Below are 22,945 nucleotides of genomic sequence, written 5' to 3' on the forward strand. Positions count from 1 at the left end.
AGGGGGGGAATAGGGTGGGCGTACAACTAGATGGAGCTCATCAACGCTTTGCCTTTTTTCAGAAGAGACGCTTGCTGGCATGGGTGCTTGCGCTGCTCATTTTTTGCTTGTTTGTGCTACCGATTATCCGACTGTTTTTACTTAGTTTTTTTCAGGAGGGCCAGCTAACATTTTCCCATTATACGCAAATCTTTTCTGAACCAAGGACGTGGACGATTTTTCGCAATACCGTTGTGATGGTAGCGGGGGCGACAACGCTCGCGCTCGCGTTAGGGTTAATTTTTGCCTGGCTGGTTGCCTATAGCGACATTCGCTTAAAAAAATTATTGCAACTGATGATTTTAGTCCCTTTTATCATTCCGTCCTACATCTTGACATTGTCATGGACACAGCTTATGAGCAGCAACGGGTGGGTGGCATCGTTGCTTCAGCTCCTTCCATTCTCGCTCGAACCGTTGCAAATGTATTCGATGGAAGGCATCATCTTTACACTTGCTTTGTCCCATTTTCCACTTGTTTTCTTATTTACAGTAGGCGTGCTGCGAAAAATTCCCCGTGAAATGGAATGGGCTGCACGGGCAAGTGGGGCAAACAGTTGGCATGTATTCAAACAAGTGACCTTTCCTCTTGCGCTTCCGGGACTTGCCGGCGGTGGCCTCCTTGCCTTTATCGCCAATTTAGACAACTTTGGCATCCCGGCGTTTCTCGGCATTCCGGCGCAAATTACAGTGCTCAGTACGGCTATTTACCAAGAAGTGGTTGGATTTGGACCGTCTGCTTTTGCGCGGGCGGCAACGCTCTCAGTCATTTTGGCCGCTGTTGCGTTACTTGGCACATTTGCGCAATGGTGGCTTGTACGCAAAGCGAAGCAAACCGAAACGATCCAGCAAGATCATGAGCCCCGCTACCGACTCGGGCGGCTACGCCTGCCAGTTGAAGTCTCTATATGGGCATTTTTGTTGATGATCACGGTTGTTCCGATTGCGTCCATGTTGCAATCGTCTTTGATCGAAGCATATGGCTTGCCGTTTTCATGGGACAATCTCACGCTTGATCATTACCGCTTTATTTTGTTTGAGAATGATCGTGTCCAAGGCGCGATTGGCAACAGCTTGCTTTTAGCAGCAGGCACAACGGCGATTTGCCTATTCGTCGGCACTGGACTCGCCTATATGCGTGCCCGTCACCCAAATGCACTTAATCGGTCGCTTGAAGTTTTTGTCGGCCTGCCGTATGCACTACCAGGAATGGTGCTTGCTCTGGCAATGATTTTTATGTGGCTCGAGCCGATCCCTGGCTGGAATCCTGGCGTGTATGGAACGATAGGGATTTTGTTTATTGCCTATATCACTCGGTTTATGGTGTTGCAAGTCAGGGGCAGCTATACAGCGATGGTCCAAGTCGATCCGTCGATGGAAGAGGCGGCTAGCTTATTCGGAGCGCGGCCAGTGGCGAAGTGGCGCCGCGTATTAGTGCCTCTGCTACTGCCAGGAGTTCTAAGTGGCGCGTTTCTTGTGTTTTTGACGGCGTTGACGGAACTGACTGTCTCCTCATTGCTATGGTCGAGTGGGTCAGAAACGATTGGGCTTATGATTTTTAACTTTGAGCAAGCTGGGTACTCGACTCATTCTACCGCTTTTTCGATGCTCATTGTCACGGCCATCGTGCTTGTAATGGTCAGTATGTATATGCTTCAGCATGTTCGGGACAGGAGGATAAAGGACGTATGACAACGAAAATCACAGGCTTACGGAAAGCATTTGACGCATTTGAAGCGTTGCGCTCGATCGATTTGTCGATTGAGGCTGGCGAATTTGTGGCAGTGCTTGGGCCGTCAGGCTGCGGCAAAACAACACTCCTTCGGTTAATCGCCGGTTTTGAACGGCCAACAAATGGGGAGATTTACATGGACGAGGTTTGCGTTAGCACAAAAAAACATGTCATCCCACCTGAACGCCGGAACATCGGCATGGTCTTCCAATCTTTTGCATTATGGCCTCATATGAGTGTACAGGAACAGGTGGAATTCCCGTTGCGCCATCATCCCCATGCGCCTGTTGCTCTGAAAAAGCACTATAAAGAACGGGCTCTTGACGTTTTAAAGCTTGTAGGGCTTGGCCATTTAGGAAAACGAATGCCAAATGAGCTGTCTGGCGGACAAAAACAACGGGTAGCGCTCGCCCGGGCCATGGCCCACCAGCCATCTCTTTTGCTTATGGACGAACCACTTAGCAGTTTGGATGCCGAGCTGCGGGAAGAGATGCGCCGCGAAATTCAGAATGTGCACCGGCATACAAACAGTTCCGTCGTTTATGTCACACATGACCAAGGGGAAGCATTGGCGATGGCAGACAGAATTGTCATTATGAAGGAAGGGAACATTGAACAAGTAGGGACGCCAGAAGATATTTTCCTTTATCCCAAAACCACGTATGTCGCGACATTTGTCGGCAAAGCGACAATTCTATCTGGAAAATGGAATGGCAACCATTTTCATCCTGACGCTGACCCTACATTACGTTGGGACGGAACAGACATTGCTGCTGCGTTTAAACAACAGCAAACGTATCCAGTTCGCCCTGACCAATGGCGAATCAACGATGAGCAACGAGGGATTAAAGCAACAATAGCGAATGTGCTTTATCAAGGAAGGGAGATCCAATATGCTGTTCAATTAGGAGAGGAAACGGTAACGGTTTACGGCTCACTAAATGAGCGTTATCGGATAGGCGATACAGTCTGTTTGCAAAAGCAAGAAACGCCAGTACCGCGCAAAGCACAAATTGGGTAACGCGTGTACCAGCGCATCTAAGCAAGGAAGCTGATAGGAAGGAATCAAGCCTAGCTCCAAAGCCAGGCTTGATTCCTTTCATTTCTTTTTCAAAAACATCTTGACGGCTACTAAATAACCCGTTACAACAATAATGAGACCACGGATGAAATTTCCTACAATAAATTCAAAAGAACCACTTTCCTGATTGGCAACATATCTACTTACAAAATAGAACATCGTCGTTGCAATAAGGAAGTACAGTAAAAAGCGTAAATATCTCATTTCGTTATTTCAATCCATCCATTGTTTTTATACCAATCCCTACGACCAGTAAACTTAACGGGCGATCGTTCAATGAAAAAAACAGTCTTTGCTTAGGCTGTAGCTACATTTGAAAGAGAATGCTTGAGTATCTAGATCCGTATCACAGCAATCATGGCAAGAGGAGTACTGACTAAAAGAGGGCATAAGGAGTGATCACAAGCATGTCCCGTAAAGGAAACTGCCGATTGTATTTTTCTAGGGCAGTTCCCTTTTTATTTAGAGGCTATAGGGACAGTCTCTTCGTTAATTTAGGCTATATTCATGGCCAATGGCACTTGCAATCGTTTCAAGCGTTGCCACATCTGTCACATCGAAGGCGATCGCTTCTTTCGTGCGCACAACCATGACGCCGATTTCCGTACTGTTTGCATTTTTAACAGGAAATTTTAATTCGCCGTTGCATTCCCAGCGCAAATCATTTTCAAAGCATGAGGCAGCAACAAGCTTATGGTCGAGATTTTCATACATATAAATGCCGACCCAATCAATATATGGAACGGTGTCGACTAAGCTTTCCACTGTTTTGGCGAATATGGAGTAAACATCCTTTTTCTTGTATACATGGGCCATTATTTTTAGCGATGCGATATCGGTAGGTATAGACAACCCACTCACCCCTCTTTATGCAAAATTCCTTCTCCATTCTAACAGAACTGCAGGCAAGATGGATTAGAAAGTTTAGGAAAGCTGTCGATTTTGTTATACTAGATAAAGAAGCGAGTTGGCAATCAACAAAAGTGCGACCGCCTCCACTAACAGGAGTGAGACGATGAAAACGAACAATAAACAAAAAACGTCTTCTCGATCAAGCCAAGGCGTGTCTGTAGTCAAAGGGCAAAAGTTTCCGTTGACGATCAAGCGTATAGGCATTAATGGAGAAGGCGTTGGGTATTATAAACGCCATGTTGTCTTTGTAAAAGGCGCCTTGCCAGGGGAAGAAGTTGTCGCTGAAGTGACAAAGGCAGGGCGCTCTTTTTCAGAAGCGAAAATAAAGAAAATCCGCAAGCGATCAGATGACCGTGTTAAAGCGCCGTGCCCCATCTATGAAGAGTGCGGCGGCTGCCAACTGCAACATATGAATTATGGGGCGACATTGGAAGGCAAGAAGGACATCGTGCGCCAAGCGTTTGTCCGCTACACCAATGTGCCAGAGTCAAAGCTGCCGCTAAACCATACGATAGGCATGGACAACCCTTGGTATTACCGCAATAAAAGCCAGTTGCAAACGCGCAAACAGAAAGACGGCAGAGTGGCAGCAGGGCTGTATCGGGAAAATAGCCATGATTTAATTGATTTGTCCGCTTGCATGGTGCAGCATAAGAAGCTGAACCGGGTGGCACAAATCGTTAAGCAGCTGCTCGGAGATTTGCAAATTCCTATTTATGATGAGAAAACGCATAGCGGTGACATTCGGACGATTGTGACTCGAATTGGCTTTGAAACAAAGCAAATCCAACTTGTGTTTATTACAAGAACCGAAGCACTCCCGAAAAAAGAGCTGCTTATTAAACAAGTGCGGGAAAAACTGCCTGAAGTGACGTCAGTGATGCAAAACGTGAACCATGAGAAAACGTCGCTTATATTCGGCGAGAAAATGGTTCATTTGTACGGAGAAAAGACGATCCATGAGCGTCTTGGAGAATACAGCTTTGACCTATCGGCACGGGCCTTTTTCCAATTAAACCCGAGCCAAACGGTTAAATTGTACAATGAAGCGAAAAAGGCAGCCCATTTAACGGGAAAAGAAAAGCTCGTTGACGCCTATTGCGGTGTCGGTACAATTGGCCAATGGCTTGGCGATCAAGCCGAAGAAGTCCGTGGCATGGATATTACCGAAGAAGCGATTGAAAATGCACGCAGCAATGCCAAAAAGCATGGAATCGCTGCTGTATATGAAGTCGGTCCTGCAGAAAAATGGCTGCCGTTGTGGCTAAAGCAAGGATTTAAACCAGATGTTATTTTGGTAGACCCTCCACGCAGCGGCTGTGACCGCCAATTATTAAAAAGTATGCTAAAAGCGAAGCCGAAACGAATTGTCTACGTCTCATGCAATCCATCTACTCTTGCTAAAGACGTACAGCATCTTATTGAAGCTGGCGGCTATGCGATTCAATCCATCCAGCCTGTCGATATGTTCCCGTGGACCGCACAGGTGGAAAGTGTGACTGAGCTGATTCTCAAATAAAAAAGGCTTCCTAAAAGATCGAAAAGCACCAAGCTGCTTTTCGATCTTTTAAAATATTGTTTGCTTCCAATAGGAAAATGAAAAGAGGGCCAATCGAAAAAGGGAGGGAATGGCGTGCTTAAACTTTTACAGCCTGCTAGACTGCAAAAAGGGGATAAAGTCGCAACTGTGAGCCTTAGTTGGGGAGGAGCTGGAGACGAGGCGATTCGTTGGCGTTATGAACAAGGGAAGCGGCGGATTGAGGAAGTGTTTGGTCTTGAGGTGGTAGAGATGCCCCATACGTTAAGCCCTCCTGACGACATATATCGCCACCCAGAAAAGCGAGCGGCAGATTTCATGGCTGCTTTTGCCGATCCGTCCATTAAAGCCATTATTTCCTGCATTGGCGGCAATGATAGCATTCGTATGCTGCCTTACATAGATTTTGAACGGATTCGCGCAAACCCGAAAATCTTTACAGGCTATTCGGATAGCACAGTTGCTCATCTTATTTGCCTGAAAGCCGGGCTTTCTAGCTTTTATGGCGTTTCTGTGCTCAATGACTTTGCAGAGAATGGTGGGATGCATCCTTACACAGTCAAATGGATTGAAACGGTATTGTTCTCTGGCACCCCAGTTGGCCATATCCCAGTCGCTCCCGAGTGGACAGGGGAATGGCTTGAATGGGCGGTTGCCAACAAAGAAAAGCGGCGTACATACAAGCCTAACTGTGATTATGAAGTTGTACAAGGGGAGGGAGTCGTGCAAGGGCGATTAATCGGTGGTTGTTTTGAAGTGCTAGAATTTCTAAAAGGCACGCCGTTGTTTCCCGCTCATTCGCAATTTGATGGAGCAATTTTGTTTCTAGAAACGTCCGAAGTACACGCGCCTGAGTGGCTCCTTGAAGACGGGCTTCGCCAATACGGGGTATGTGGGATTTTAGAACGGATAAACGGCATTCTGTTTGCCAAACCTCAAAATGGCCAGTTTTATAAAGAATATAAACAAGTAATCAAAAAAGTGCTAGCTGAATTTAATTGCGGACAGTTGCCTGTCCTATACAATGCTAGTTTCGGCCATAATGAGCCGAAATGTTTGCTGCCCTATGGGGCACTTGCGGAAATCAATGCAAGCAATGGGACGTTTGCGATTTTGGAGCCGGGAGTACGGTAGCACTAAAAAAGCTACGGCTAAAAAAAGACGCAAAACTAGGCGTTCATAGTTGACCGCAAGCGCTTGTTTTCCATACGATAAAGAAGAAAGGTGGCCTGTGCACCAACAAGGGGGGCTTCACGCTTGAACTTATACAAAACGCACATCATTCATCCACATACGCATGTGCCACTCATTGTCTATTTTAACCAAACAGAAGGGTTCGTCAGTTTTGAACGGGATGAGCGCGTATTAAATGCCATGTATAATGTAAAGCGGGATTTGGCGTTGAATAAGCAATTTCAGGAAAGCCTGCGCAGAGCCACCCTGCTTTGCGAAACGCAATACCCGCTTGATACGCTTAAAGAAGCTGAAGAGTTTTTGCGCAAGATCGGAATTGATGAAAAAAACATTTATTTTGAACAAGTGCTCGTCCATTAAAAAAGCTTAGGTTCACATACACCTAAGCTTTTTTACATTAGCACTTGTTTGAGCGCAGCGTCAATATTGGTATACATAAAAGGGTAGTCATGCATGACTGCCTTTTTTGGGTAAGCGTATGTGCCATCTAGCACCAATGTGCTCATTTCCCCGAGGGCAACTTTAATGGCGAAAGCGGGAGCTGGCAGCCAGTAAGGCCTTCCTAAAACGTTGGCGACTGAACGGTTGAGGTGCTGCATGCGCACTGGATGGGGCGCTGTTACATTGAGCGGGCCTTTTATCGATTTCGTTTGGATAGCAAAAGCCATTAAACCGACGGCATCATCAATGTGGATCCATGACATCCATTGCCTGCCAGAACCGACTTTGCCGCCTGCATAAAGTTTGTATGGAATGATCATTTTGGCTAATGCGCCTTCCCGTTTATCAAGAACAATGCCAATCCGGGTTAACACGGTACGGACCCCATGGGCTTCAGCTAGAACAGCAGCATTTTCCCATTTTCTCGCTACTTCAGTTAGAAAGTTGTTGTTAACTGGTCCGTCTGCTTCCGTAAATGTAATGGAGTCTGAATGGCCATAATAGCCGATAGCAGATGCTTGAATAAGCACGCTCGGTTTTTGATCCATCTTGCTGATGAGCGCCACTACTTCGTTCGTAGCCTCAAGCCTGCTAGCGACAATCTGAGCTTTTTTGCTTTTTGTCCACCTGCCCATTAGCGGCTCGCCAGCAAGATTGACAAATGCTTCTGTCCCCTCAAGCTGCTCGAGTGGCGAGGCCGCTGGATTCAGCCATTCCACGAATGTCAGGCGTTTTTTGTTTTGCTTATTCTTGGCGTTCCGCGTTAAAATGTAAATATCATGGCCTTGATCATAAAGGCGCTTGGCTAGTTTAGAACCAATAAACCCTGTACCACCGGCTATAGCGATTTTCATAGCATATCCCCTTTTTCGTTTTGGATGGAACTTGTTCTACACGATACCCGCTTATGCTGTTATTCACACATGTTTGGCTACAAAGAAGGGAGGCGTGCCTACGTGGCGACGATTTCCAAAATCACCGTCCAAAAAAAAGCAAAACAGCGCTACAACGTTTTTATCGGCAAGCCAGGAGCAGAACGGTTCGCGTTTAGTGTTGACGAAGCCATCTTAGTGAAATATGGCTTGAGAAAAGGACTGGAACTGGACGAAAATGAGATCAAGGCGCTCATTGAAGCAGACGAACTAAAAAAAACGCATCATCTTGCACTTCATTATTTATCGTATCGCATGCGTACAGAAAAGGAAATACGCGATTATTTAAAAGAAAAGGACCGTCTAGACGAGCATATTGAAAAAACGATTTCTTCCCTAAAAGCGGAAAAGCTCATCGACGACCGCGCCTTTGCCGAAGCATTTGCCCGTTCGAAAACAGCACAAACGGTGATCGGCCCGAATAAAATAAGGCAACAGCTCTTGCAAAAGGGTGTAAATGGCGAAGCAATCGCGAAGGCGCTTTCGCCGTATCAAATAAAGTGGCAAATCGACGTGTTAACAGCATGGTTAGATAAACAGGAAAGGCGTGCTGTCAATCGGCGCGAATCAAATGAGCAATTAAAGCAGAAACGAATGCAGCAATTGTTGGCTAAAGGGTTTGAATATGAGGCGATTCAGGTCGCACTTGCAAACCGAGAAGCAGATGAGGACAATGAGTGGGAGGCTCTTGTGTACCAAGGGGAGAAGCTCTTGAAATCATATGTAAAAAAATATAGTGGACGTGAACTGACTTATAAATTAAAACAGGCGCTTTATCGGAAAGGATTCGCGCTTTCGAAGATTGACCGTTTTTTACATACTGAAATGGAGGGGGAAGAGACGTAATGGAAAAACGATTTAGCGACATGGACGAATACGAATTAAAGCTGGAAATCGCGATGTTAAACGAAAAAGCAAAAAAAGCGGAGCAGCTAGGAAATAGCAATGAATACGCCGTTTATGAACGCCGGAAAACACTTGCGCAAGCGTACTTAATGGACCCGGCGGAGATTGAGCCAGGACAAGTTTACCATATGACTGATGGGGAGTCTTTTTTTGAAGTCTCCTATTTAAATGGACGCTTCGCTTGGGGCTACCGCGCCGGTGAGCGTGAGTTAGTCGGGGTGCCGATCTCATTGTTAGGCGATAAAAAAACAGCAAATTAAAAACGGGTCTCCATTTCTGGAGACCCGTTTTTCGCACGGTTACGTGCGTTTGCGCATTTGCGCTTCAAGCACAATATTGTGTTGGCTTTGTTGGGTTTCGCCATTCACTTGGTGGAAAGCGTGCTTTGCATTGGCACGCGGTGACATGAACGGATCAGTATACAAACTGTGTGAGAAACGCGAGTTTTCCTTGCCCATGAGGCATTCCTCCCAAAATTAAAGCGAGTTAAAGTGGTTGGACGATCTCATTCGTTCTTGCGGGTGGTCGCGCGTCGTACCGTCAGGACGCTTAGACGCGTGCTCATCGGCATTATTCGCTTTATTCCCGTTGAACGAAATCGGGTTTGGGAAACCTTTAGCTTTGTTTCGCATCGGTGAAACCCCCTCGCCATATCGGCTTATCTCTAGTATGTCCAGGATATCGAGTGCTATCGGTGGCAAAGCTAACCAGTTTTATCGCCATCGTGTAAAGGCAATAGACATTACGTAATGATTTTTAATTTTTTCTGCAGTGCTTCTTCACTGTAAACCCATCCAGTGTATGAGGTAACAATATTTAAATCGCCATCAAGTTGCACAATGGCTACGAATGGGTAATGGCCTTTACTGCGGTAGCGTAAATCGAAAAAACGAACTTCATAGCCACCGTCAGTTGTCGCCTCCATTTCCCAGCGATACGTTGGCGAAAATGACAGGAAAGCAGCAAGATTTTTGTCTGAGCAAGCTGCTTGCATGACAGGATCAGTTGGAATTGGGTCAAAGGCATAACGTTCAAAGAAAATGATTTTTTTATGTTTTGATTGGGCTACATAAAGCATATCAGGTGTCCGAATAACAAGATGCCATTTGTTCCAGCGAATCGTCGGCGATACAAAGATATGGGTAGCATTTGGATGGTGTTGCCTTGCCCGCTTGACAACATCTCTTTTCTCGCTGATTCGCCATAGATAGTATAAAACCAATCCTACATAGATAACGACAAAGGATGGACCTGGGGGAAAGCCCAATGCCCATAATAAAATCCCGGCAACATGAGCGCCAAAGACGACTGGGTCAAAAATATTAATGACGCCGAGTGCGATCCAGCGATTCGAAAATGGCCAGAGCGCCTGTGTGCCATAGGCATTAAAAATATCAACAAACACATGTAAAAATACAGAAATTGCAGCCCACAGAAGAATCGTCGGCCAATGGGCATCTTGAAAGAACAGCATCATTCCGCCAGAGATAATGAAAGGCCAAAGCAATAGTGCCGGAATGGAGTGTGTCACGCCGCGATGATGGCGAATGTATTCTGCATTGTTTTTTAATTTTAAAACGGTATCGAAATCTGGCGCATTGGAGGCAACCAGTGTGGTGGCTAGGACGGCTGTCATCAAATAAGGCGATGAAGCAACATGGGCATCAAGCGTCGCCAGTCCAGCCAGTCCAGCCCCCATTACAATATGTGTGGATGTATCCATATGAAGAGAGCATCCTCCTTTTGCAACCAATCATGCACATATTTCGTAATTGGCGGCTGTGCCTAAAAGTAATTTATGCTATAGTTATACCCGACGTTAGTGGAAAATAAGCGTCTCTTCATCATGAAGGCATTTGCTTTTCAGGTCAAGTCAAAGGGACATCAGGTGAGAAGAGTGACAGAAACATACAATGAAAACATATCATACAGCGATTTTAGGCGCCAGTTAATCGAGTGGTATCAGGCTCATAAACGGGAACTGCCTTGGCGTGAGTCGAACGATCCCTACCATATATGGGTGTCGGAAATAATGTTGCAACAGACAAGAGTTGATACGGTTATTCCTTACTATGAACAATTCATGCGTAAATTTCCTGAGATGGAAGACCTTGCTTACGCTGAAGAGGAAGAGATATTGAAAGTATGGGAAGGGCTTGGCTATTATTCCCGTGTGCGCAATTTGCAGGCCGCCGTAAGGGAAGTCGTGGAACAATACGGCAGCGTCGTGCCCGACACGCGCAAAGAAATCGAACAATTAAAAGGAGTCGGCCCTTATACCGCCGGCGCGATTTTAAGCATTGCTTATGCAAAAGCAGAGCCTGCCGTTGACGGCAATGTCATGCGTGTGTTGTCACGTGTTTTTTGCATGGAGGATGATATTGGCAAACCGCAAACGAGAAAAAAACATGAAGCGATTTTATACGAACTGATTGATAAGAGCGATCCATCAAGCTTTAACCAAGGATTAATGGAGCTAGGCGCTCTTGTGTGTACACCTACCTCGCCAGGTTGCCTGCTTTGTCCCGTGCGAACGCAATGCCTCGCCTATGAACGAGGACAACAAGAGCGACTGCCGATAAAAATGAAAAAGAAAAAAGCAAAATCAATTGAGCTTGAATCGTTTTTATTGAAAACGGAAAAGGGCGAGCTACTAATCGAGAAGCGTCCAGACAAGGGGCTATTAGCTGGCTTATGGCAACTTCCTGTGCTTGAAGGGCGGTTTGATCAAGGGAAGCGCCAGCAAAAACTTGCTGAAAAATATCACGTCGAAGCAGAGCCCAGTGCTGCTAATTTTCAAGTGAAACATGTGTTTAGCCATTTAATTTGGGAAATTGAGTTATACGTAGGCATGGCGAATCGAAATGCTGAACTACCGGCGAATTGCCGGATTATAAAAGCGGCAGAACTAGAGCAGTATGCCTTTCCAGTTTCACAGCAAAAATTGTTGAATCATTGCTTGAAGGAGGGATTGCTATGAATTTAGGCTTAACGGGAAAACGCGTATTCGTAACAGGAGGAACAAAAGGGATTGGCAAAGCAATTGCCAACGCTTTTGCTGCAGAAGGAGCCAAAGTTGCTGTTTGTGCAAGAGTGACAGAAGGCATAGAGGGACTAAAAGCAGAAATTCATACGATTAGCGGCGATGTGACCAAAGCGGCTGAACGTGAGCGAATGTTTGCCGAAGCATCAGCTGTGATCGGACCGATTGACATATTGGTTAACAATGCAGGGGGCAGCAATGGCGGAACAATTTCCGAAACGGACATGGATTTGTTTTATGAAGCGTTCGAGCTTAATTATTTTTCCGCTGTTCATTTCTCAAAGCTTGCATTGCCAGCGATGGAATCGGCAGGGAAAGGAACGATTATCAATATTTCTTCTATATTTGGCCGTGAGTCAGGTGGGAAAGCGACTTATAATAGCGCAAAAGCGGCGCTCATTAGTTTCACCAAAGCTCTTGCTGACGAGACGGCAAAACAAGGCCTTCGCGTCAACGGCATAGCCCCAGGCTCCATTCTTCATCCGACTGGGAATTGGCAAAAACGTCTTGACGCCGATCCAGAGGGGATCACCGAATTTGTGAATCGTGAAATTCCAGCCGGTCGGTTTGGAACACCAGAAGAAGTAGCGGATGTGGTCGTGTTTTTAGCATCCGATAAAGCGAGCTGGGTGACTGGGGCTACACTTGTCGTAGACGGCGGCCAGTCAAAATCGAATATATAGGACAAGCACACCGTCCACACCGGTGTGCTCAGACTGCAGGCAAACGCTCGCATACGTCGTCGTTTGCCTCGGTCATAGGGCTCATGAACCCCCGTTCTATTCGCATCTTCCCTCGTCTGACAAGCGTTTTTTATCAGTCTGAGTGACGTTATCGACTTTGTCGACAACCTCAGCACACCGCCGAGACCGTGGTGTGCTATTTTAGATGCCTGGCTCGGTGTCATCTTCATTCAGCAAGTTAATTTCTTTTATTTTTGCTTTTGTTTCTTCTGTGCCAAGTTGGTATAGGCGTTCGTATATATCATTCATGCCAACTTGAAATTCATTTTTATCCGCATCGCCGGCGCGATCGTCAAAATGTCTAAACGAAAAAAGGTTGCCGAGCTCGACATCGTGTTTATTGACTTGCCTGAGCAAGTCTTCAAACTGTTTTTTCTCTTCTTCAGTAGCGGCGATTTCGTATTCGATTAATTGGCCGTCATTTACACGCACATTGCTAATCGTGTCCATACTAATCGGGTTTAAATTAACGTAATACAATTGTTTATCCATTTTATTACCTCCCTGTTAAGAAAAGGATTGGTCCAGCTTTTGCAAGCCGCCACGGCGTTCAATTTCTTGTAAAATTTGTTTATGGCGCGAATTGCCTTGAATGTTCAAATAGGCACTAAGCTGTTGCATTCCATGGTGGAAAAAAGCAAGTTCTTCGTCTGTCCACATTTGGGGCGAAAGGCCTTCTAACTCAGTTAAATCCCTGCCGTCATACACACTAAAATGCTCCTTTCCTGTGCTTTCGTGTAGTTTGGCTGTTCGACCGCCCACCTATGCGTTATAATGGATAAATCCGTACTGACTTAGCAAGGAGCGTGTAGACATGGAAAAGAAAGTGGCATTAGTGACAGGAAGTAGCCGCGGGATCGGAAAAGAAATCGCGATTTCCCTGGCAAAAGAAGGATATAACCTCGTAATCAATTACGCACGAAGCCGCTCGAATGCAGAAGCAACGGCAGCGGAAATTCGCGCACTTGGCGTTGACGTGCTTGTTGTAAAAGCAAATGTCGGCAAGCAGGAAAAAATTAAAGCGATGTTTGAACAAATTGACGACACTTTTGGGCGTCTTGATGTGTTTGTAAACAACGCTGCTTCTGGTGTGTTGCGGCCGCTGATGGAACTTGAAGAAAGCCATTGGGATTGGACGATGGACATTAACGCCAAAGCGTTGCTATTTTGTGCCCAAGAAGCGGCAAAAAGAATGGGAAAAACTGGAGGAGGTAAGATTGTCAGCTTAAGTTCATTAGGGGCAATCCGTTATTTGGAAAACTATACGACAGTTGGCGTGTCTAAGGCGGCTGTAGAATCATTAACGCGCTATTTGGCTGTTGAACTGGCACCAAAAGGAATTGCCGTCAATGCTGTCTCAGGTGGAGCAGTGGACACAGATGCATTGACACACTTTCCAAATCGGGATGAATTATTAAAGGACGCAGCAGAGCGGACGCCTGCAGGACGGATCGTAGAACCAAAGGACCTTGCTAAAGCAGCTATGTTTTTATTGTCAGATGAAGCAAGTATGATTCGCGGCCAAACGATTATCGTTGATGGTGGTATCTCCTTGTTGGCCTAACGTTTTATTTTTTTTTGCATAGAAAAAAACTCCACGGGAAAAGTATATAGCGTGGAGGTGATAAACCATGGACAAAGCATCAAAAACAAACAAAAACCAAGTAAGGAAGCAAAACCAAGCTTCTGAACAAGGACTTAATGCTGAATTTGCGAGCGAAACAGACGTACAAGAAGTAAAACAACAAAACGCTCAATCAGCAGCTAAAAAGAACCAACAATAATTAGTGAAACGCGAGCGCTTTGGCGCAAAAAGACACCCTTTGCCAACTAGGTTAAGGGGTGTCTTTTTTTGTCAAAATCAAGCTACTTTCGCCGTTACAAGCCTTAACGTTTTAAATACGAACTGAACCTTGTATAATAGAGGATGTACATTCAAATTGTGAAGGATAGCAGAAGAGTCTGCGTGTGTGGAAATTGAGAGAAAGGAGCCCGCTATGAGCTTTCCTAAGGAAGGCAGCACTATCCAAATACACAGCTACAAGCATAATGGGAAGCTTCACCGCATTTGGGAAGATACGATTGTGTTGAAAGGAACGTCTAAAGTCGTAGTAGCAGGAAATGACCGTATCATTGTCAGGGAAGCGGACGGAAGAAATTGGCGGACGCGTGAACCAGCGATTTGTTATTTTGATGCCGAGCAATGGTTCAACATGATTTGCATGCTTCGCGCTGACGGCATTTATTACTACTGCAATCTTGGAACGCCTTTTACATGGGACGAAGAAGCGTTGAAGTATATTGATTATGACTTGGACATTAAAGTGTATCCGGATATGACGATGAAGCTGCTCGATGAAGATGAATACGAACTGCATAGCAAGCTCATGAAGTATCCGCCAGAACTTGATGTTATATTACGAAAAAGTGTAGACGAGCTTATATCGTGGATTCACCAGAGAAAAGGGCCGTTTGCGCCTCAATTTGTAGAAAACTGGTACGAGCGGTATTTGCAATACCGCTAAAAGCCTGAGCCTTCAGGCTTTCTTTAAAGAAAAAGAAGGGGTTTACTTGAAGACAATCAAAAGGTATTTGGTGTTTGTAAAGCCGTACCGTAAAGAAATTATTGGAACGATTTTAATTGGGTTGCTCAAATTTGGCATTCCACTGTTATTCCCGCTTGCTATGATGTACATTATTGACGATGTTCTTCTCAATGAAGAGTTGTCTATCACTGAACAATCCTCACAACTTTATTGGATTATTGGCGGCATGGCGTTTTTGTTTATCGTCTTGCGGCCGCCCATCGAATACTACAGGCAGTATTTTGCCCAATGGATCGGCAACAAAGTCCTTTATGATATTCGTGACCATCTGTTCACGCATATTCAAAAGCTGAGTTTGCGTTTTTACTCAAACCGCAAAGTGGGGGAAGTCATTTCCCGGGTCATTCATGACGTCGAGCAAACGAAAAACTTTGTGATCACTGGCCTTATGAACATATGGCTGGATTTGGCGACGATTCTAATCGCGATTGCAATTATGCTTCAATTAAACGTATGGTTGACGCTTGTTGCTATTTCGATGTTTCCGTTTTACGGATTTTCGATTAAATATTTTTACCAACGGCTGAGGAAGCTGACACGAATTCGTTCACAAGCTCTTGCTGACGTACAAGGCCATTTGCATGAGCGTGTCCAAGGGATGAATGTGATCCGCAGTTTTGCCAATGAAGACTATGAACAAACACAATTTGCCGTTCGCAACCAACGTTTTTTAGCGAAAGCACTTGATCATACGTCTTGGAACGCAAAAACGTTTGCCGTCGTCAATACGGTGACGGACATTGCCCCGCTCCTTGTTTTGTTTGTATCGGCACTGTTTGTGCTAAATGGCAGTTTGGAGCTAGGGGCAATGAGTGCTTTTGTCCTTTATATGGAACGGCTATACGGTCCGTTACGACGCCTTGTCAATTCATCGACAACGTTAACACAGTCCATTGCTTCGATGGACCGCGTTTTTGAGTTTATCGATGAGAAATATGATATTACAGACAAAGAAGGAGCAGAGGTGTTGACCAATGTCAAAGGAGCTGTGACATTTGAACATGTGACATTTTCCTACGACAATGACGAGACACCGGCACTACAAGATATTCATTTAAACATTCCAGCTGGGCAGACGGTTGCCCTTGTTGGCATGAGCGGTGGAGGGAAAAGCACGCTCGTCAGCCTGATACCGAGGTTTTACGATGTTACAAAGGGACGGATTCTTATTGATGGCAAAGATATTCGTGACCTCGTCGTGAGAAGTGTGCGCGACAATATTGGCATGGTACTGCAAGATAATATCCTGTTTAGTGACAGCGTGAAAATGAACATTAAAATTGGGAAGCCTGATGCAACAGATGAAGAAGTCATTCGAGCAGCAAAAGCAGCCAACGCCCATGAATTTATTTGCAAGCTGGAAAATGGTTATGATACCGAAGTTGGCGAACGAGGAGTAAAATTATCTGGAGGGCAAAAGCAGCGCATTGCCATTGCCCGCGTATTTTTAAAAAATCCACCTGTGCTCGTTTTTGACGAAGCGACATCAGCGCTCGATTTGGAAAGCGAGCATTTTATCCAAGAAGCACTTGAGAAGCTGGCCCGTGACCGGACAACGTTTATCGTTGCACATCGTTTGTCAACCATTACGAATGCCGACACGATTGTGGTTATAGAGGACGGAAAAGTGGTCGAACAAGGCACTCATAAAGAATTAATGGAAAAGCAAGGTTCCTATTACAAACTATACAGCGTCCAAGAATTGGAAGCGTAAAAAACCGCCAACAAGGCGGTTTTTTACGTGGTTCCATCGTCTTCAGTTGTGTGGATTTGATGGTTTTCGACAAGTGTGTCAAGGTGCTCCAGCTCTTGCTGGTATTCAATAATGGCTGAGATCGCTGGCAGGAACGAATGCCATTGTGCCAAGTCAAATGCTTCTTCTTCATAAAGAGTGACAAACAGATTCGTCATTGTCGATTGCCCTTCTTCAATTTCGCTCACATAATCTTCAGGCGCATTGATGCTAACCTTCCCGTTGTAACGCAAAACAATGCGGCGATGATAATCGGTCAACGATGTAATTTGCTCTTCGATTCTGCCTTTAACACGGTCAGGGAGATTGCTAAAGTCTTCAGAGCGGTGCTCAAGCATTTCCAAGACGCGGTATGCTTTTTCGCTAGTAGAAATCATTTGCCTAAACACGACGACTTTCCGGCGTTGGTTAAATGTTTTCGAGCGAAAATAATTACGCTCTTCCCTGAACAAATTAAACAAATCGTTCGTTTTATCCAAATGGACTTTTTGCGCTTTCATGTCTTCACGCAAAGCGATCGTATCAGCCTCACGGCGAGCAACAAGTTCTAGCCACTCGAGCAAGCTGTCTGTCGTGGAAGACAGTTTGTCATACACTTTGTTCTCATACCGTGGCGGTATAAAGGCTAAATTCACAAGAAAAGCGGCAAGGATTCCTATCAAAACAAGGATAAACCTTTGTGCTGCAAATTCTAGGAAATTATCGGACGGGCTTTCCATAATGATAATCACAGTCACAATCGCTGTTGGGATAATAGCCGGCTCCAATTTCAATTTAATAAAGATAGCAATTGAAAGCATCACTACAACGCCAACTACAAAAGGCGCATGCCCGAATGTCATCACAAAGAGGACGCCGATAATAGCGCCAATCAAATTGGCTTGCACTTGGTGGCTGAATGTCCGCAATGTCCGAAACAGCGAGGGCTGAATCGCGAAAGCGGCAGCAATCGCCGCAAATGTCGGTGGATTAAATTGGAGCCAATTGGCCAGATAAAGGGCAAGTACGACTGCAAGCCCCGTTTTCAAGATACGAGCTCCTAGTCTCATGTATCGCATTGTCCTTTCTCAGTTTAAAAACATTGCGTTCCGCTATGGACCTTTCTAGTATATTTGAGTCCCGGGTGTTTCATGCGCTTATCAGCTGTAGAAATGCTCAGAGACTGTTTTAAATGAACGGTACGCAGCTTCAATCGTTTCATCAATGTCGTTTTTCGTATGGGCAATCGTCAAAAACCAAGCTTCATATTTCGAAGGTGCCAAGTGAATCCCTTCATCTAACATCGCTTTGAAAAAGACGCTAAATTGATCGCCGTTAGAACGTTTGGCCCCTTCATAATCAATGACGGGCTCATCGGTGAAATAAACGGTTAGCGCTCCTTTTAGCCGGTTAATTGAAATCGGTACATTCGCTTTTGCGGCCGCTAAATAAAGTCCTTCTTCAAGGCGTGCCCCAAGCTCATCAAGTTTTTCGTATACGCCTTCTGTTCGCAATACTTCGAGACAAGCAATACCGGCGCTCATGGATGCAGGGTTTCCGGCCATTGTTCCTGCTTGATAGGCGGGTCCAAGTGGCGCGACTTGCTCCATAATATCCATTCGGCCGCCGTATGCGCCAATTGGCAAACCGCCGCCAATAATTTTTCCTAGTGCGGTCATATCTGGCTTCACATTCAAGTAGTCTTGAGCGCCTCCGTACATAAAGCGGAAAGCCGTAATGACTTCATCATAGATCACGAGAGCGCCGGCGCTATGAGCAAGGTCATTAACAGCCTCTAAAAAGCCTGGCTCAGGTTCAACAATGCCAAAATTGCCAACGATTGGCTCAACAAGGACAGCTGCTGTTTCGCTGCCCCAGTGGGTTAGCGCTTCTTTAAATGCCTCGATGTCATTAAAGGGAACGGTTATGACTTCACTTGCCGTTGCAGCTGTAACGCCAGCTGAGTCTGGAGTGCCGAGAGTAGAAGGGCCTGATCCAGCAGCTACGAGAACAAGATCAGAATGGCCATGGTAGCATCCAGCAAATTTAATGATTTTTTCCTTGCCTGTATACGCTCTGGCGACACGAATCGTCGTCATGACCGCTTCAGTCCCCGAATTAACAAAGCGTACTTTTTCAAGGGATGGAATGGCGTTTGTTAGTGCCTGTGCAAATTCATTTTCAAGCCGTGTCGGTGTACCGAAAAGAACGCCTTTGGCGGCCTGGTCTTGTATAGCTTTTGTAATGACTGGATGGGCGTGACCGGTGATAATGGGGCCGTATGCCGCTAAATAATCAATATAGCGGTTGCCGTCAACATCATAAAAATAGGCACCTTCTCCCCTTTCCATGAAAACAGGCGTGCCGCCGCCCACCCCTTTGTAGGCTCTAGAAGGGCTATTTACACCACCTACAATTAAATGTTGAGCTTCCTGGTAAAGGGATTCTGATGTTTTGCGATTCATAAGGACCTCCATCTGCTAATAAACTTCTCACGCTTATCATAGCATATGTCCTATAGCAAGTCAGAGAAAAGGGCATTTGCCAGCAGAAAAATCTCTTCATTGAAGAATTTCGCCAATTCCGCTAATCTTTTAAGAGAGAGTAACTGATCGAAAAGGAGCGTAATAGAATGGTACGACAAGGAGAAAAAGCACCTGATTTTGAACTGCCGGCTAATGGCGGAAAGACGATTCGTTTGTCTGATTACAAAGGCTCTTACATCGTCCTTTATTTTTATCCGAAAGATATGACCCCTGGCTGCACGACAGAAGCGTGTGATTTTCGCGACCAAACAGAAGCCTTTAAAAAAGAGGGAGCGATCGTACTAGGCGTAAGCCCTGATCCGGCAGACAAACATGACAAATTTGCAGAAAAACATGGTCTACCTTTTCCGCTTGTAGCAGATGAGGACTTGGAGGCGGCAAAAGCGTACGGAGTTTGGCAGCTTAAAAAGAACTTTGGCAAGGAGTACATGGGCATTGTTCGCTCTACGTTTGTAATTGGCAAAGACTTTACGGTTCTCAAAGAATGGCGCAATGTAAAAGTCAAAAACCATGTTGATGATGTACTCGCTTTTGTTAAGGAACAAAATGATGAATGAGAACGTATCGGTTGTTTTCTTTATGAAACAAACAGAGGAAAGGCAGGAGCTACTTAAACACTCTTTTACAAATACGTCCTTTTCCTTTCCTGATAAAAAAGCTCTTCCTAACGATCAAATCTTAAAAACGGCGGATGTTCTTGTTACGTTTGGCGACGACATTACGGAATCGCTTGTAAGCAAAGCCCCTTCGCTTAAGTGGATTCATGTCATGTCTGCTGGCATTGAAGGGTTGCCTCTTCGCCTTTTGCATGATAGAGGCGTGTTGGTGACCAATAGCAGAGGCATTCATGCTGAGCCGATGTCAGAACACGCCATTTGGGCGATGCTTGATTACGTAAAAAACGCTACTCGTTATCGGGCGTTGCAACAAAACAAAGAATGGGATAAAAGCATCAAGCCGAAAGAACTTACAGGGATGACAGCCGTTTTTCTTGGCACAGGCGCCATCGCTTCAAAAACAGCTAAACGGGCAAGCATGTTTGGCATGCAAACAATCGGCGTTAATACAAATGGTCGTCCGCAAAAGTATTTTGAGCAGACATTTAGCATGCAAGAGTGGCATAAAGCATTGAGGAAGGCAGATGTTCTGATCAACATTCTTCCTTATACAGAACAGACGCATGGTATTTTGAATAAAGAGGCGTTTAGGCAACTTAAGGGGCGCACAGTGTTTATTAATTTAGGTAGAGGAAAATCGGTAGTTGAAACCGATTTGCTCGATGCATTAAAATTAAAGCAAATTGACCACGCTTATTTGGATGTATTTGCAGAAGAGCCGCTCCCCATTGATTCGCCTTTGTGGGACGATGAAGCAGTGACGATTACCCCCCATGTTTCGGCAGCAACATCCCAATACATGAAAAGGGCTCTTGCTATTTTTATGGAAAATTTAAAAGCCTTTATAAACAATGAAGACCTTAAAAACCACGTTTGTTTTGAAAAAGGGTACTAAAGGGAGGGATCATAACGATGAAGCTGTTAGTATGCATTATTGATGATTTTTACGCTGATGATGTAGAAAAAGATTTGCGCAAACAAGGGTATCGGATGACCGAACTTTCTAGTTCAGGTGGCTTTTTAAGAAAGGGCAGCACCACGTTTTTGTTTGGCGTTCATGAATCGGACTTGGAAAAGCTTCAAGCTGCCCTAAAAAATGCATGCTTAAGTGTTGAATCAAAACGGCAGCGAAAAGACAAAAAGACACATCGTTACACCTCTTTTCTCGTGCCAGCTGCAAACGCAACGCCGTTGTCCGTGCAGACATGAACACCATAAAAACGCTTGTCAGACGAGGAGTGTAATCTGAATAGAACGTGCTGTTCATGAGCAGAGGCAAGGTGTTTGCCTCTAGTCTAAGAACCGCCCATGTAGGGTGGTTCTTTTGCTTCGAAACAGCAAATTTTTGCCTGCTCTTGCTTAAAGCCAAGTTACAACTTATAATTAATATAAAGAAAGAATAGTTTTCCGAAAGAGAGGCGCATAGTATGGCTAATCGAGGCTTATCGGAAGCAATTGATGCGCTAAAAAGCACACGAGTACGTATGACACCGCAGCGCCACGCGATTTTGGAGTTTTTGTATGAATCAATGACACACCCTACAGCGGATGAAATTTATAAAGCATTAGAAGGGCGCTTCCCGAATATGAGCGTAGCGACTGTATATAACAATCTGCGTGTTTTTAAGGAAGTTGGCATTGTAAAAGAGTTATCGTATGGCGACGCTTCAAGCCGTTTTGATTGCGTGACAAGCAACCATTACCATGTTATTTGCACGCAATGCGGAAAAATTGTTGACTTCCATTATCCTGGACTGGACGAAGTGGAAACCCTTGCAGAGCATGTGACAGGTTTTGAAGTTGACAATCATCGCATGGAAATTTACGGCGTATGCCCAGATTGCAAAAAAGCGCATTAAGAGCACCTGATAGGAAAGAAAAAAAAGAGGAAATAGCTAGCGCTCTTTCCTCTTTTCCTTGCCGTACCTTCTTTATGTTTGTGACCTTTTGGAGGCGGGAGAATTATAAGCTTCGTCAAATTCCTTCCCTTCAAGTGAACGGTCCATCGTTAGTGGCTGGTCGCAATGCATGCACGCATCGACACGGCCAAGCACTTTTGTTTGTTTTTCGCATGACGGGCAGATGACAGGAACGGCCCGCGTCGAAAGAAGGCCGATAAAAAAATAGACAACTGTACTGGCGATAACGGCTAGAAAACCGAGTATCATAGCAATGACCATAATGACTGGATACTCTTTAAAGAAGATGCCGACGTACATAATGAGGATCCCGACAAACACTAAGCTTAGTGCGAATGTGCGTATTTTGTTGATTTTGTTTGTATACTTCAGCTTCATTGCTTGCCCTCCTGATGTTTATCTGAAATAGCAGCTTACTTTCAATAAATCGAATCGAGTATAGTATAACATAGGTTAACCAATTCCGTTAAAGCGCTTCTATAAACAGAAGGAGATCATTCCCAAAAAAAAATCGAAAAAAAGTGTTGACCGATTTATATAGCCGTGATATATTATTTGATGTCGCCAACGAACTGGCGATTCACTGAAAAACAAATTGACTGAATGGTCTTCGCTATGTTAAGATCATGAAGTCGTAACCGAGTCCTTTGAAAACTGAACAAAAGCCAAGCGTAAAAGAGATACAAGGTATCTCGTCAATGAATGATAGTGAGCCACAACTTCGGTTGTGCAATGAGCAAGTCAAACTTTTTAACGGAGAGTTTGATCCTGGCTCAGGACGAACGCTGGCGGCGTGCCTAATACATGCAAGTCGAGCGGACAGAAGGGAGCTTGCTCCTGGACGTTAGCGGCGGACGGGTGAGTAACACGTGGGCAACCTGCCCCTTAGACTGGGATAACTCCGGGAAACCGGAGCTAATACCGGATAATCCCTTTCTCCACCTGGAGAGAGGGTGAAAGATGGCT

The 22,945-nt window shown here is 45.1% G+C and carries 27 protein-coding genes and 1 rRNA gene; 18 read left to right on the forward strand and 10 right to left on the reverse strand.

All coding sequences use genetic code 11. The features are described from left to right. Positions 1 to 14: 14 nt before the first annotated feature. Together N6H06_RS20200 and N6H06_RS20205 are read left to right on the forward strand one after the other, a co-directional pair. Entirely contained in the window at positions 15 to 1,730 is a 1,716-nt protein-coding gene (locus tag N6H06_RS20200) for an ABC transporter permease (protein WP_263707819.1), read from the forward strand. After that, positions 1,727 to 2,791, forward strand: a complete 1,065-nt coding sequence (locus tag N6H06_RS20205) for an ABC transporter ATP-binding protein (RefSeq protein WP_263707820.1) — start codon at positions 1,727 to 1,729, stop codon at positions 2,789 to 2,791. Before N6H06_RS20200 ends, N6H06_RS20205 begins: the two co-directional genes overlap by 4 nt. A 549-nt stretch (positions 2,792 to 3,340) precedes the next feature. On the opposite strand, the gene N6H06_RS20210 is transcribed toward N6H06_RS20205, so the two are convergent. Next, the gene (locus N6H06_RS20210) at positions 3,341 to 3,703 is read right to left on the reverse strand and encodes a hypothetical protein (RefSeq protein WP_011246150.1); all 363 of its coding nucleotides are present in this window, start codon (positions 3,701 to 3,703) and stop codon (positions 3,341 to 3,343) included. Positions 3,704 to 3,866: 163 nt separating this feature from the next. Here N6H06_RS20210 and rlmD point away from each other — a divergent pair, with 163 nt between their 5' ends. The 3 genes from rlmD (at position 3,867) to N6H06_RS20225 (ending at position 6,854) form a co-directional block, all read left to right on the forward strand. Next, positions 3,867 to 5,282, forward strand: coding sequence for a 23S rRNA (uracil(1939)-C(5))-methyltransferase RlmD (gene rlmD, locus N6H06_RS20215; RefSeq protein ID WP_263707821.1), 1,416 nt, complete (start codon positions 3,867 to 3,869; stop codon positions 5,280 to 5,282). Positions 5,283 to 5,396: 114 nt separating this feature from the next. Next, positions 5,397 to 6,434 carry a S66 family peptidase gene (locus N6H06_RS20220; protein ID WP_062749964.1) on the forward strand — a complete coding sequence of 346 codons (1,038 nt, stop codon included), beginning with the start codon at positions 5,397 to 5,399 and terminating at the stop codon, positions 6,432 to 6,434. Between the two features lie 123 nt (positions 6,435 to 6,557). Continuing rightward, positions 6,558 to 6,854 carry a hypothetical protein gene (locus N6H06_RS20225; RefSeq protein WP_062749963.1) on the forward strand — a complete coding sequence of 99 codons (297 nt, stop codon included), beginning with the start codon at positions 6,558 to 6,560 and terminating at the stop codon, positions 6,852 to 6,854. 32 nt (positions 6,855 to 6,886) lie between these two features. On the opposite strand, the gene N6H06_RS20230 is transcribed toward N6H06_RS20225, so the two are convergent. Beyond that, the gene (locus N6H06_RS20230) at positions 6,887 to 7,789 is read right to left on the reverse strand and encodes a TIGR01777 family oxidoreductase (RefSeq protein WP_263707822.1); all 903 of its coding nucleotides are present in this window, start codon (positions 7,787 to 7,789) and stop codon (positions 6,887 to 6,889) included. Positions 7,790 to 7,891: 102 nt separating this feature from the next. Here N6H06_RS20230 and recX point away from each other — a divergent pair, with 102 nt between their 5' ends. Further along, on the forward strand, positions 7,892 to 8,713 hold the full coding sequence (gene recX / locus N6H06_RS20235; RefSeq protein ID WP_062749961.1) for a recombination regulator RecX: 822 nt from the start codon (positions 7,892 to 7,894) through the stop codon (positions 8,711 to 8,713). Next, positions 8,713 to 9,033 carry a YfhH family protein gene (locus N6H06_RS20240; protein ID WP_062749960.1) on the forward strand — a complete coding sequence of 107 codons (321 nt, stop codon included), beginning with the start codon at positions 8,713 to 8,715 and terminating at the stop codon, positions 9,031 to 9,033. Before recX ends, N6H06_RS20240 begins: the two co-directional genes overlap by 1 nt. Before the next feature lie 39 nt (positions 9,034 to 9,072). On the opposite strand, the gene N6H06_RS20245 is transcribed toward N6H06_RS20240, so the two are convergent. The 3 genes from N6H06_RS20245 to N6H06_RS20255 all read right to left on the reverse strand — a co-directional run bounded on the left by N6H06_RS20245 (position 9,073) and on the right by N6H06_RS20255 (position 10,496). After that, a complete protein-coding gene (locus N6H06_RS20245) occupies positions 9,073 to 9,231 on the reverse strand; it encodes a YpzG family protein (RefSeq protein WP_011246157.1) in 159 nt (52 codons plus the stop codon). 18 nt (positions 9,232 to 9,249) lie between these two features. Further along, positions 9,250 to 9,405, reverse strand: coding sequence for a small, acid-soluble spore protein K (gene sspK, locus N6H06_RS20250; RefSeq protein WP_062749959.1), 156 nt, complete (start codon positions 9,403 to 9,405; stop codon positions 9,250 to 9,252). Between the two features lie 110 nt (positions 9,406 to 9,515). Then, on the reverse strand, positions 9,516 to 10,496 hold the full coding sequence (locus tag N6H06_RS20255; protein ID WP_062749958.1) for a metal-dependent hydrolase: 981 nt from the start codon (positions 10,494 to 10,496) through the stop codon (positions 9,516 to 9,518). 174 nt (positions 10,497 to 10,670) lie between these two features. Between N6H06_RS20255 and mutY the strand changes: the two genes are divergently transcribed. Both mutY and N6H06_RS20265 read left to right on the forward strand, forming a co-directional pair. Further along, positions 10,671 to 11,753, forward strand: a complete 1,083-nt coding sequence (mutY, locus tag N6H06_RS20260) for an A/G-specific adenine glycosylase (RefSeq protein ID WP_213029342.1) — start codon at positions 10,671 to 10,673, stop codon at positions 11,751 to 11,753. Next, the gene (locus N6H06_RS20265) at positions 11,750 to 12,499 is read left to right on the forward strand and encodes an SDR family NAD(P)-dependent oxidoreductase (RefSeq protein WP_263707823.1); all 750 of its coding nucleotides are present in this window, start codon (positions 11,750 to 11,752) and stop codon (positions 12,497 to 12,499) included. The genes mutY and N6H06_RS20265 overlap by 4 nt, the downstream gene beginning before the upstream one ends. 201 nt (positions 12,500 to 12,700) lie before the next feature. Here N6H06_RS20265 and N6H06_RS20270 read toward each other — a convergent pair whose 3' ends face one another. Further along, complete coding sequence (locus N6H06_RS20270) at positions 12,701 to 13,051, reverse strand: hypothetical protein (RefSeq protein WP_062749955.1); 351 nt, start codon at positions 13,049 to 13,051, stop codon at positions 12,701 to 12,703. Positions 13,052 to 13,066: 15 nt separating this feature from the next. Then, positions 13,067 to 13,267 (reverse strand): hypothetical protein, encoded by a 201-nt coding sequence (locus N6H06_RS20275; protein ID WP_062749954.1) that lies wholly within the window; start codon positions 13,265 to 13,267, stop codon positions 13,067 to 13,069. A gap of 106 nt (positions 13,268 to 13,373) precedes the next feature. On the opposite strand from N6H06_RS20275, the gene fabL reads away from it, so the two are divergent. The 4 genes from fabL to N6H06_RS20295 all read left to right on the forward strand — a co-directional run bounded on the left by fabL (position 13,374) and on the right by N6H06_RS20295 (position 16,879). Continuing rightward, the gene (gene fabL / locus N6H06_RS20280) at positions 13,374 to 14,123 is read left to right on the forward strand and encodes an enoyl-[acyl-carrier-protein] reductase FabL (protein WP_263707824.1); all 750 of its coding nucleotides are present in this window, start codon (positions 13,374 to 13,376) and stop codon (positions 14,121 to 14,123) included. A gap of 67 nt (positions 14,124 to 14,190) precedes the next feature. Beyond that, positions 14,191 to 14,343 carry a gamma-type small acid-soluble spore protein gene (locus N6H06_RS20285; RefSeq protein ID WP_062749953.1) on the forward strand — a complete coding sequence of 51 codons (153 nt, stop codon included), beginning with the start codon at positions 14,191 to 14,193 and terminating at the stop codon, positions 14,341 to 14,343. Positions 14,344 to 14,556: 213 nt separating this feature from the next. Then, the gene (ntdP, locus tag N6H06_RS20290; RefSeq protein WP_011246166.1) at positions 14,557 to 15,084 is read left to right on the forward strand and encodes a nucleoside tri-diphosphate phosphatase; all 528 of its coding nucleotides are present in this window, start codon (positions 14,557 to 14,559) and stop codon (positions 15,082 to 15,084) included. Between the two features lie 46 nt (positions 15,085 to 15,130). Beyond that, the gene (locus N6H06_RS20295; protein WP_213029341.1) at positions 15,131 to 16,879 is read left to right on the forward strand and encodes an ABC transporter ATP-binding protein; all 1,749 of its coding nucleotides are present in this window, start codon (positions 15,131 to 15,133) and stop codon (positions 16,877 to 16,879) included. Positions 16,880 to 16,902: 23 nt separating this feature from the next. Here the strand turns inward: N6H06_RS20295 and N6H06_RS20300 are convergent, their stop codons facing one another. Together N6H06_RS20300 and N6H06_RS20305 are read right to left on the reverse strand one after the other, a co-directional pair. Further along, positions 16,903 to 17,976 (reverse strand): aromatic acid exporter family protein, encoded by a 1,074-nt coding sequence (locus N6H06_RS20300; protein WP_318527595.1) that lies wholly within the window; start codon positions 17,974 to 17,976, stop codon positions 16,903 to 16,905. Between the two features lie 81 nt (positions 17,977 to 18,057). Further along, positions 18,058 to 19,362: a glutamate-1-semialdehyde 2,1-aminomutase gene (locus N6H06_RS20305; protein WP_062749950.1), complete on the reverse strand. Its 1,305-nt coding sequence runs from the start codon at positions 19,360 to 19,362 to the stop codon at positions 18,058 to 18,060. Between the two features lie 167 nt (positions 19,363 to 19,529). Here N6H06_RS20305 and bcp point away from each other — a divergent pair, with 167 nt between their 5' ends. The 4 genes from bcp to perR all read left to right on the forward strand — a co-directional run bounded on the left by bcp (position 19,530) and on the right by perR (position 21,919). Then, positions 19,530 to 20,000 carry a thioredoxin-dependent thiol peroxidase gene (gene bcp / locus N6H06_RS20310; protein WP_213029340.1) on the forward strand — a complete coding sequence of 157 codons (471 nt, stop codon included), beginning with the start codon at positions 19,530 to 19,532 and terminating at the stop codon, positions 19,998 to 20,000. Beyond that, positions 19,993 to 20,955: a D-2-hydroxyacid dehydrogenase gene (locus tag N6H06_RS20315; RefSeq protein WP_263707825.1), complete on the forward strand. Its 963-nt coding sequence runs from the start codon at positions 19,993 to 19,995 to the stop codon at positions 20,953 to 20,955. The genes bcp and N6H06_RS20315 overlap by 8 nt, the downstream gene beginning before the upstream one ends. A gap of 17 nt (positions 20,956 to 20,972) precedes the next feature. Further along, positions 20,973 to 21,269, forward strand: coding sequence for a cyclic-di-AMP receptor (locus N6H06_RS20320; protein WP_062749947.1), 297 nt, complete (start codon positions 20,973 to 20,975; stop codon positions 21,267 to 21,269). Positions 21,270 to 21,487: 218 nt separating this feature from the next. After that, positions 21,488 to 21,919, forward strand: coding sequence for a peroxide-responsive transcriptional repressor PerR (gene perR / locus N6H06_RS20325; protein ID WP_062749946.1), 432 nt, complete (start codon positions 21,488 to 21,490; stop codon positions 21,917 to 21,919). Positions 21,920 to 21,991: 72 nt separating this feature from the next. Here perR and N6H06_RS20330 read toward each other — a convergent pair whose 3' ends face one another. Next, positions 21,992 to 22,357, reverse strand: coding sequence for a YgzB family protein (locus N6H06_RS20330; RefSeq protein ID WP_062749945.1), 366 nt, complete (start codon positions 22,355 to 22,357; stop codon positions 21,992 to 21,994). Positions 22,358 to 22,729: 372 nt separating this feature from the next. Between N6H06_RS20330 and N6H06_RS20335 the strand changes: the two genes are divergently transcribed. Continuing rightward, positions 22,730 to 22,945 (forward strand): 16S ribosomal RNA (locus N6H06_RS20335); the annotation flags it as partial.

The sequence above is a fragment of the Shouchella tritolerans genome, assembly GCF_025770735.1.
Taxonomy (GTDB): Bacteria; Bacillota; Bacilli; order Bacillales; family Bacillaceae_D; genus Shouchella; species Shouchella tritolerans.

Excerpts from the sequence above, each read along its gene's own strand:
- N6H06_RS20230 (WP_263707822.1), bottom strand. The coding sequence starts at position 7,789 with ATGAAAATCGCTATAGCCGGTGGTACAGGGTTTATTGGTTCTAAACTA.
- N6H06_RS20300 (WP_318527595.1), bottom strand. The coding sequence starts at position 17,976 with ATGCGATACATGAGACTAGGAGCTCGTATCTTGAAAACGGGGCTTGCA.
- N6H06_RS20330 (WP_062749945.1), bottom strand. The coding sequence starts at position 22,357 with ATGAAGCTGAAGTATACAAACAAAATCAACAAAATACGCACATTCGCA.
- perR (WP_062749946.1), top strand. The coding sequence starts at position 21,488 with ATGGCTAATCGAGGCTTATCGGAAGCAATTGATGCGCTAAAAAGCACA.
- N6H06_RS20315 (WP_263707825.1), top strand. The coding sequence starts at position 19,993 with ATGAATGAGAACGTATCGGTTGTTTTCTTTATGAAACAAACAGAGGAA.
- N6H06_RS20320 (WP_062749947.1), top strand. The coding sequence starts at position 20,973 with ATGAAGCTGTTAGTATGCATTATTGATGATTTTTACGCTGATGATGTA.
- N6H06_RS20285 (WP_062749953.1), top strand. The coding sequence starts at position 14,191 with ATGGACAAAGCATCAAAAACAAACAAAAACCAAGTAAGGAAGCAAAAC.
- N6H06_RS20240 (WP_062749960.1), top strand. The coding sequence starts at position 8,713 with ATGGAAAAACGATTTAGCGACATGGACGAATACGAATTAAAGCTGGAA.
- N6H06_RS20305 (WP_062749950.1), bottom strand. The coding sequence starts at position 19,362 with ATGAATCGCAAAACATCAGAATCCCTTTACCAGGAAGCTCAACATTTA.
- ntdP (WP_011246166.1), top strand. The coding sequence starts at position 14,557 with ATGAGCTTTCCTAAGGAAGGCAGCACTATCCAAATACACAGCTACAAG.
- rlmD (WP_263707821.1), top strand. The coding sequence starts at position 3,867 with ATGAAAACGAACAATAAACAAAAAACGTCTTCTCGATCAAGCCAAGGC.
- sspK (WP_062749959.1), bottom strand. The coding sequence starts at position 9,405 with ATGCGAAACAAAGCTAAAGGTTTCCCAAACCCGATTTCGTTCAACGGG.
- N6H06_RS20265 (WP_263707823.1), top strand. The coding sequence starts at position 11,750 with ATGAATTTAGGCTTAACGGGAAAACGCGTATTCGTAACAGGAGGAACA.
- bcp (WP_213029340.1), top strand. The coding sequence starts at position 19,530 with ATGGTACGACAAGGAGAAAAAGCACCTGATTTTGAACTGCCGGCTAAT.
- N6H06_RS20245 (WP_011246157.1), bottom strand. The coding sequence starts at position 9,231 with ATGGGCAAGGAAAACTCGCGTTTCTCACACAGTTTGTATACTGATCCG.
- N6H06_RS20270 (WP_062749955.1), bottom strand. The coding sequence starts at position 13,051 with ATGGATAAACAATTGTATTACGTTAATTTAAACCCGATTAGTATGGAC.
- N6H06_RS20205 (WP_263707820.1), top strand. The coding sequence starts at position 1,727 with ATGACAACGAAAATCACAGGCTTACGGAAAGCATTTGACGCATTTGAA.
- N6H06_RS20255 (WP_062749958.1), bottom strand. The coding sequence starts at position 10,496 with ATGGATACATCCACACATATTGTAATGGGGGCTGGACTGGCTGGACTG.
- fabL (WP_263707824.1), top strand. The coding sequence starts at position 13,374 with ATGGAAAAGAAAGTGGCATTAGTGACAGGAAGTAGCCGCGGGATCGGA.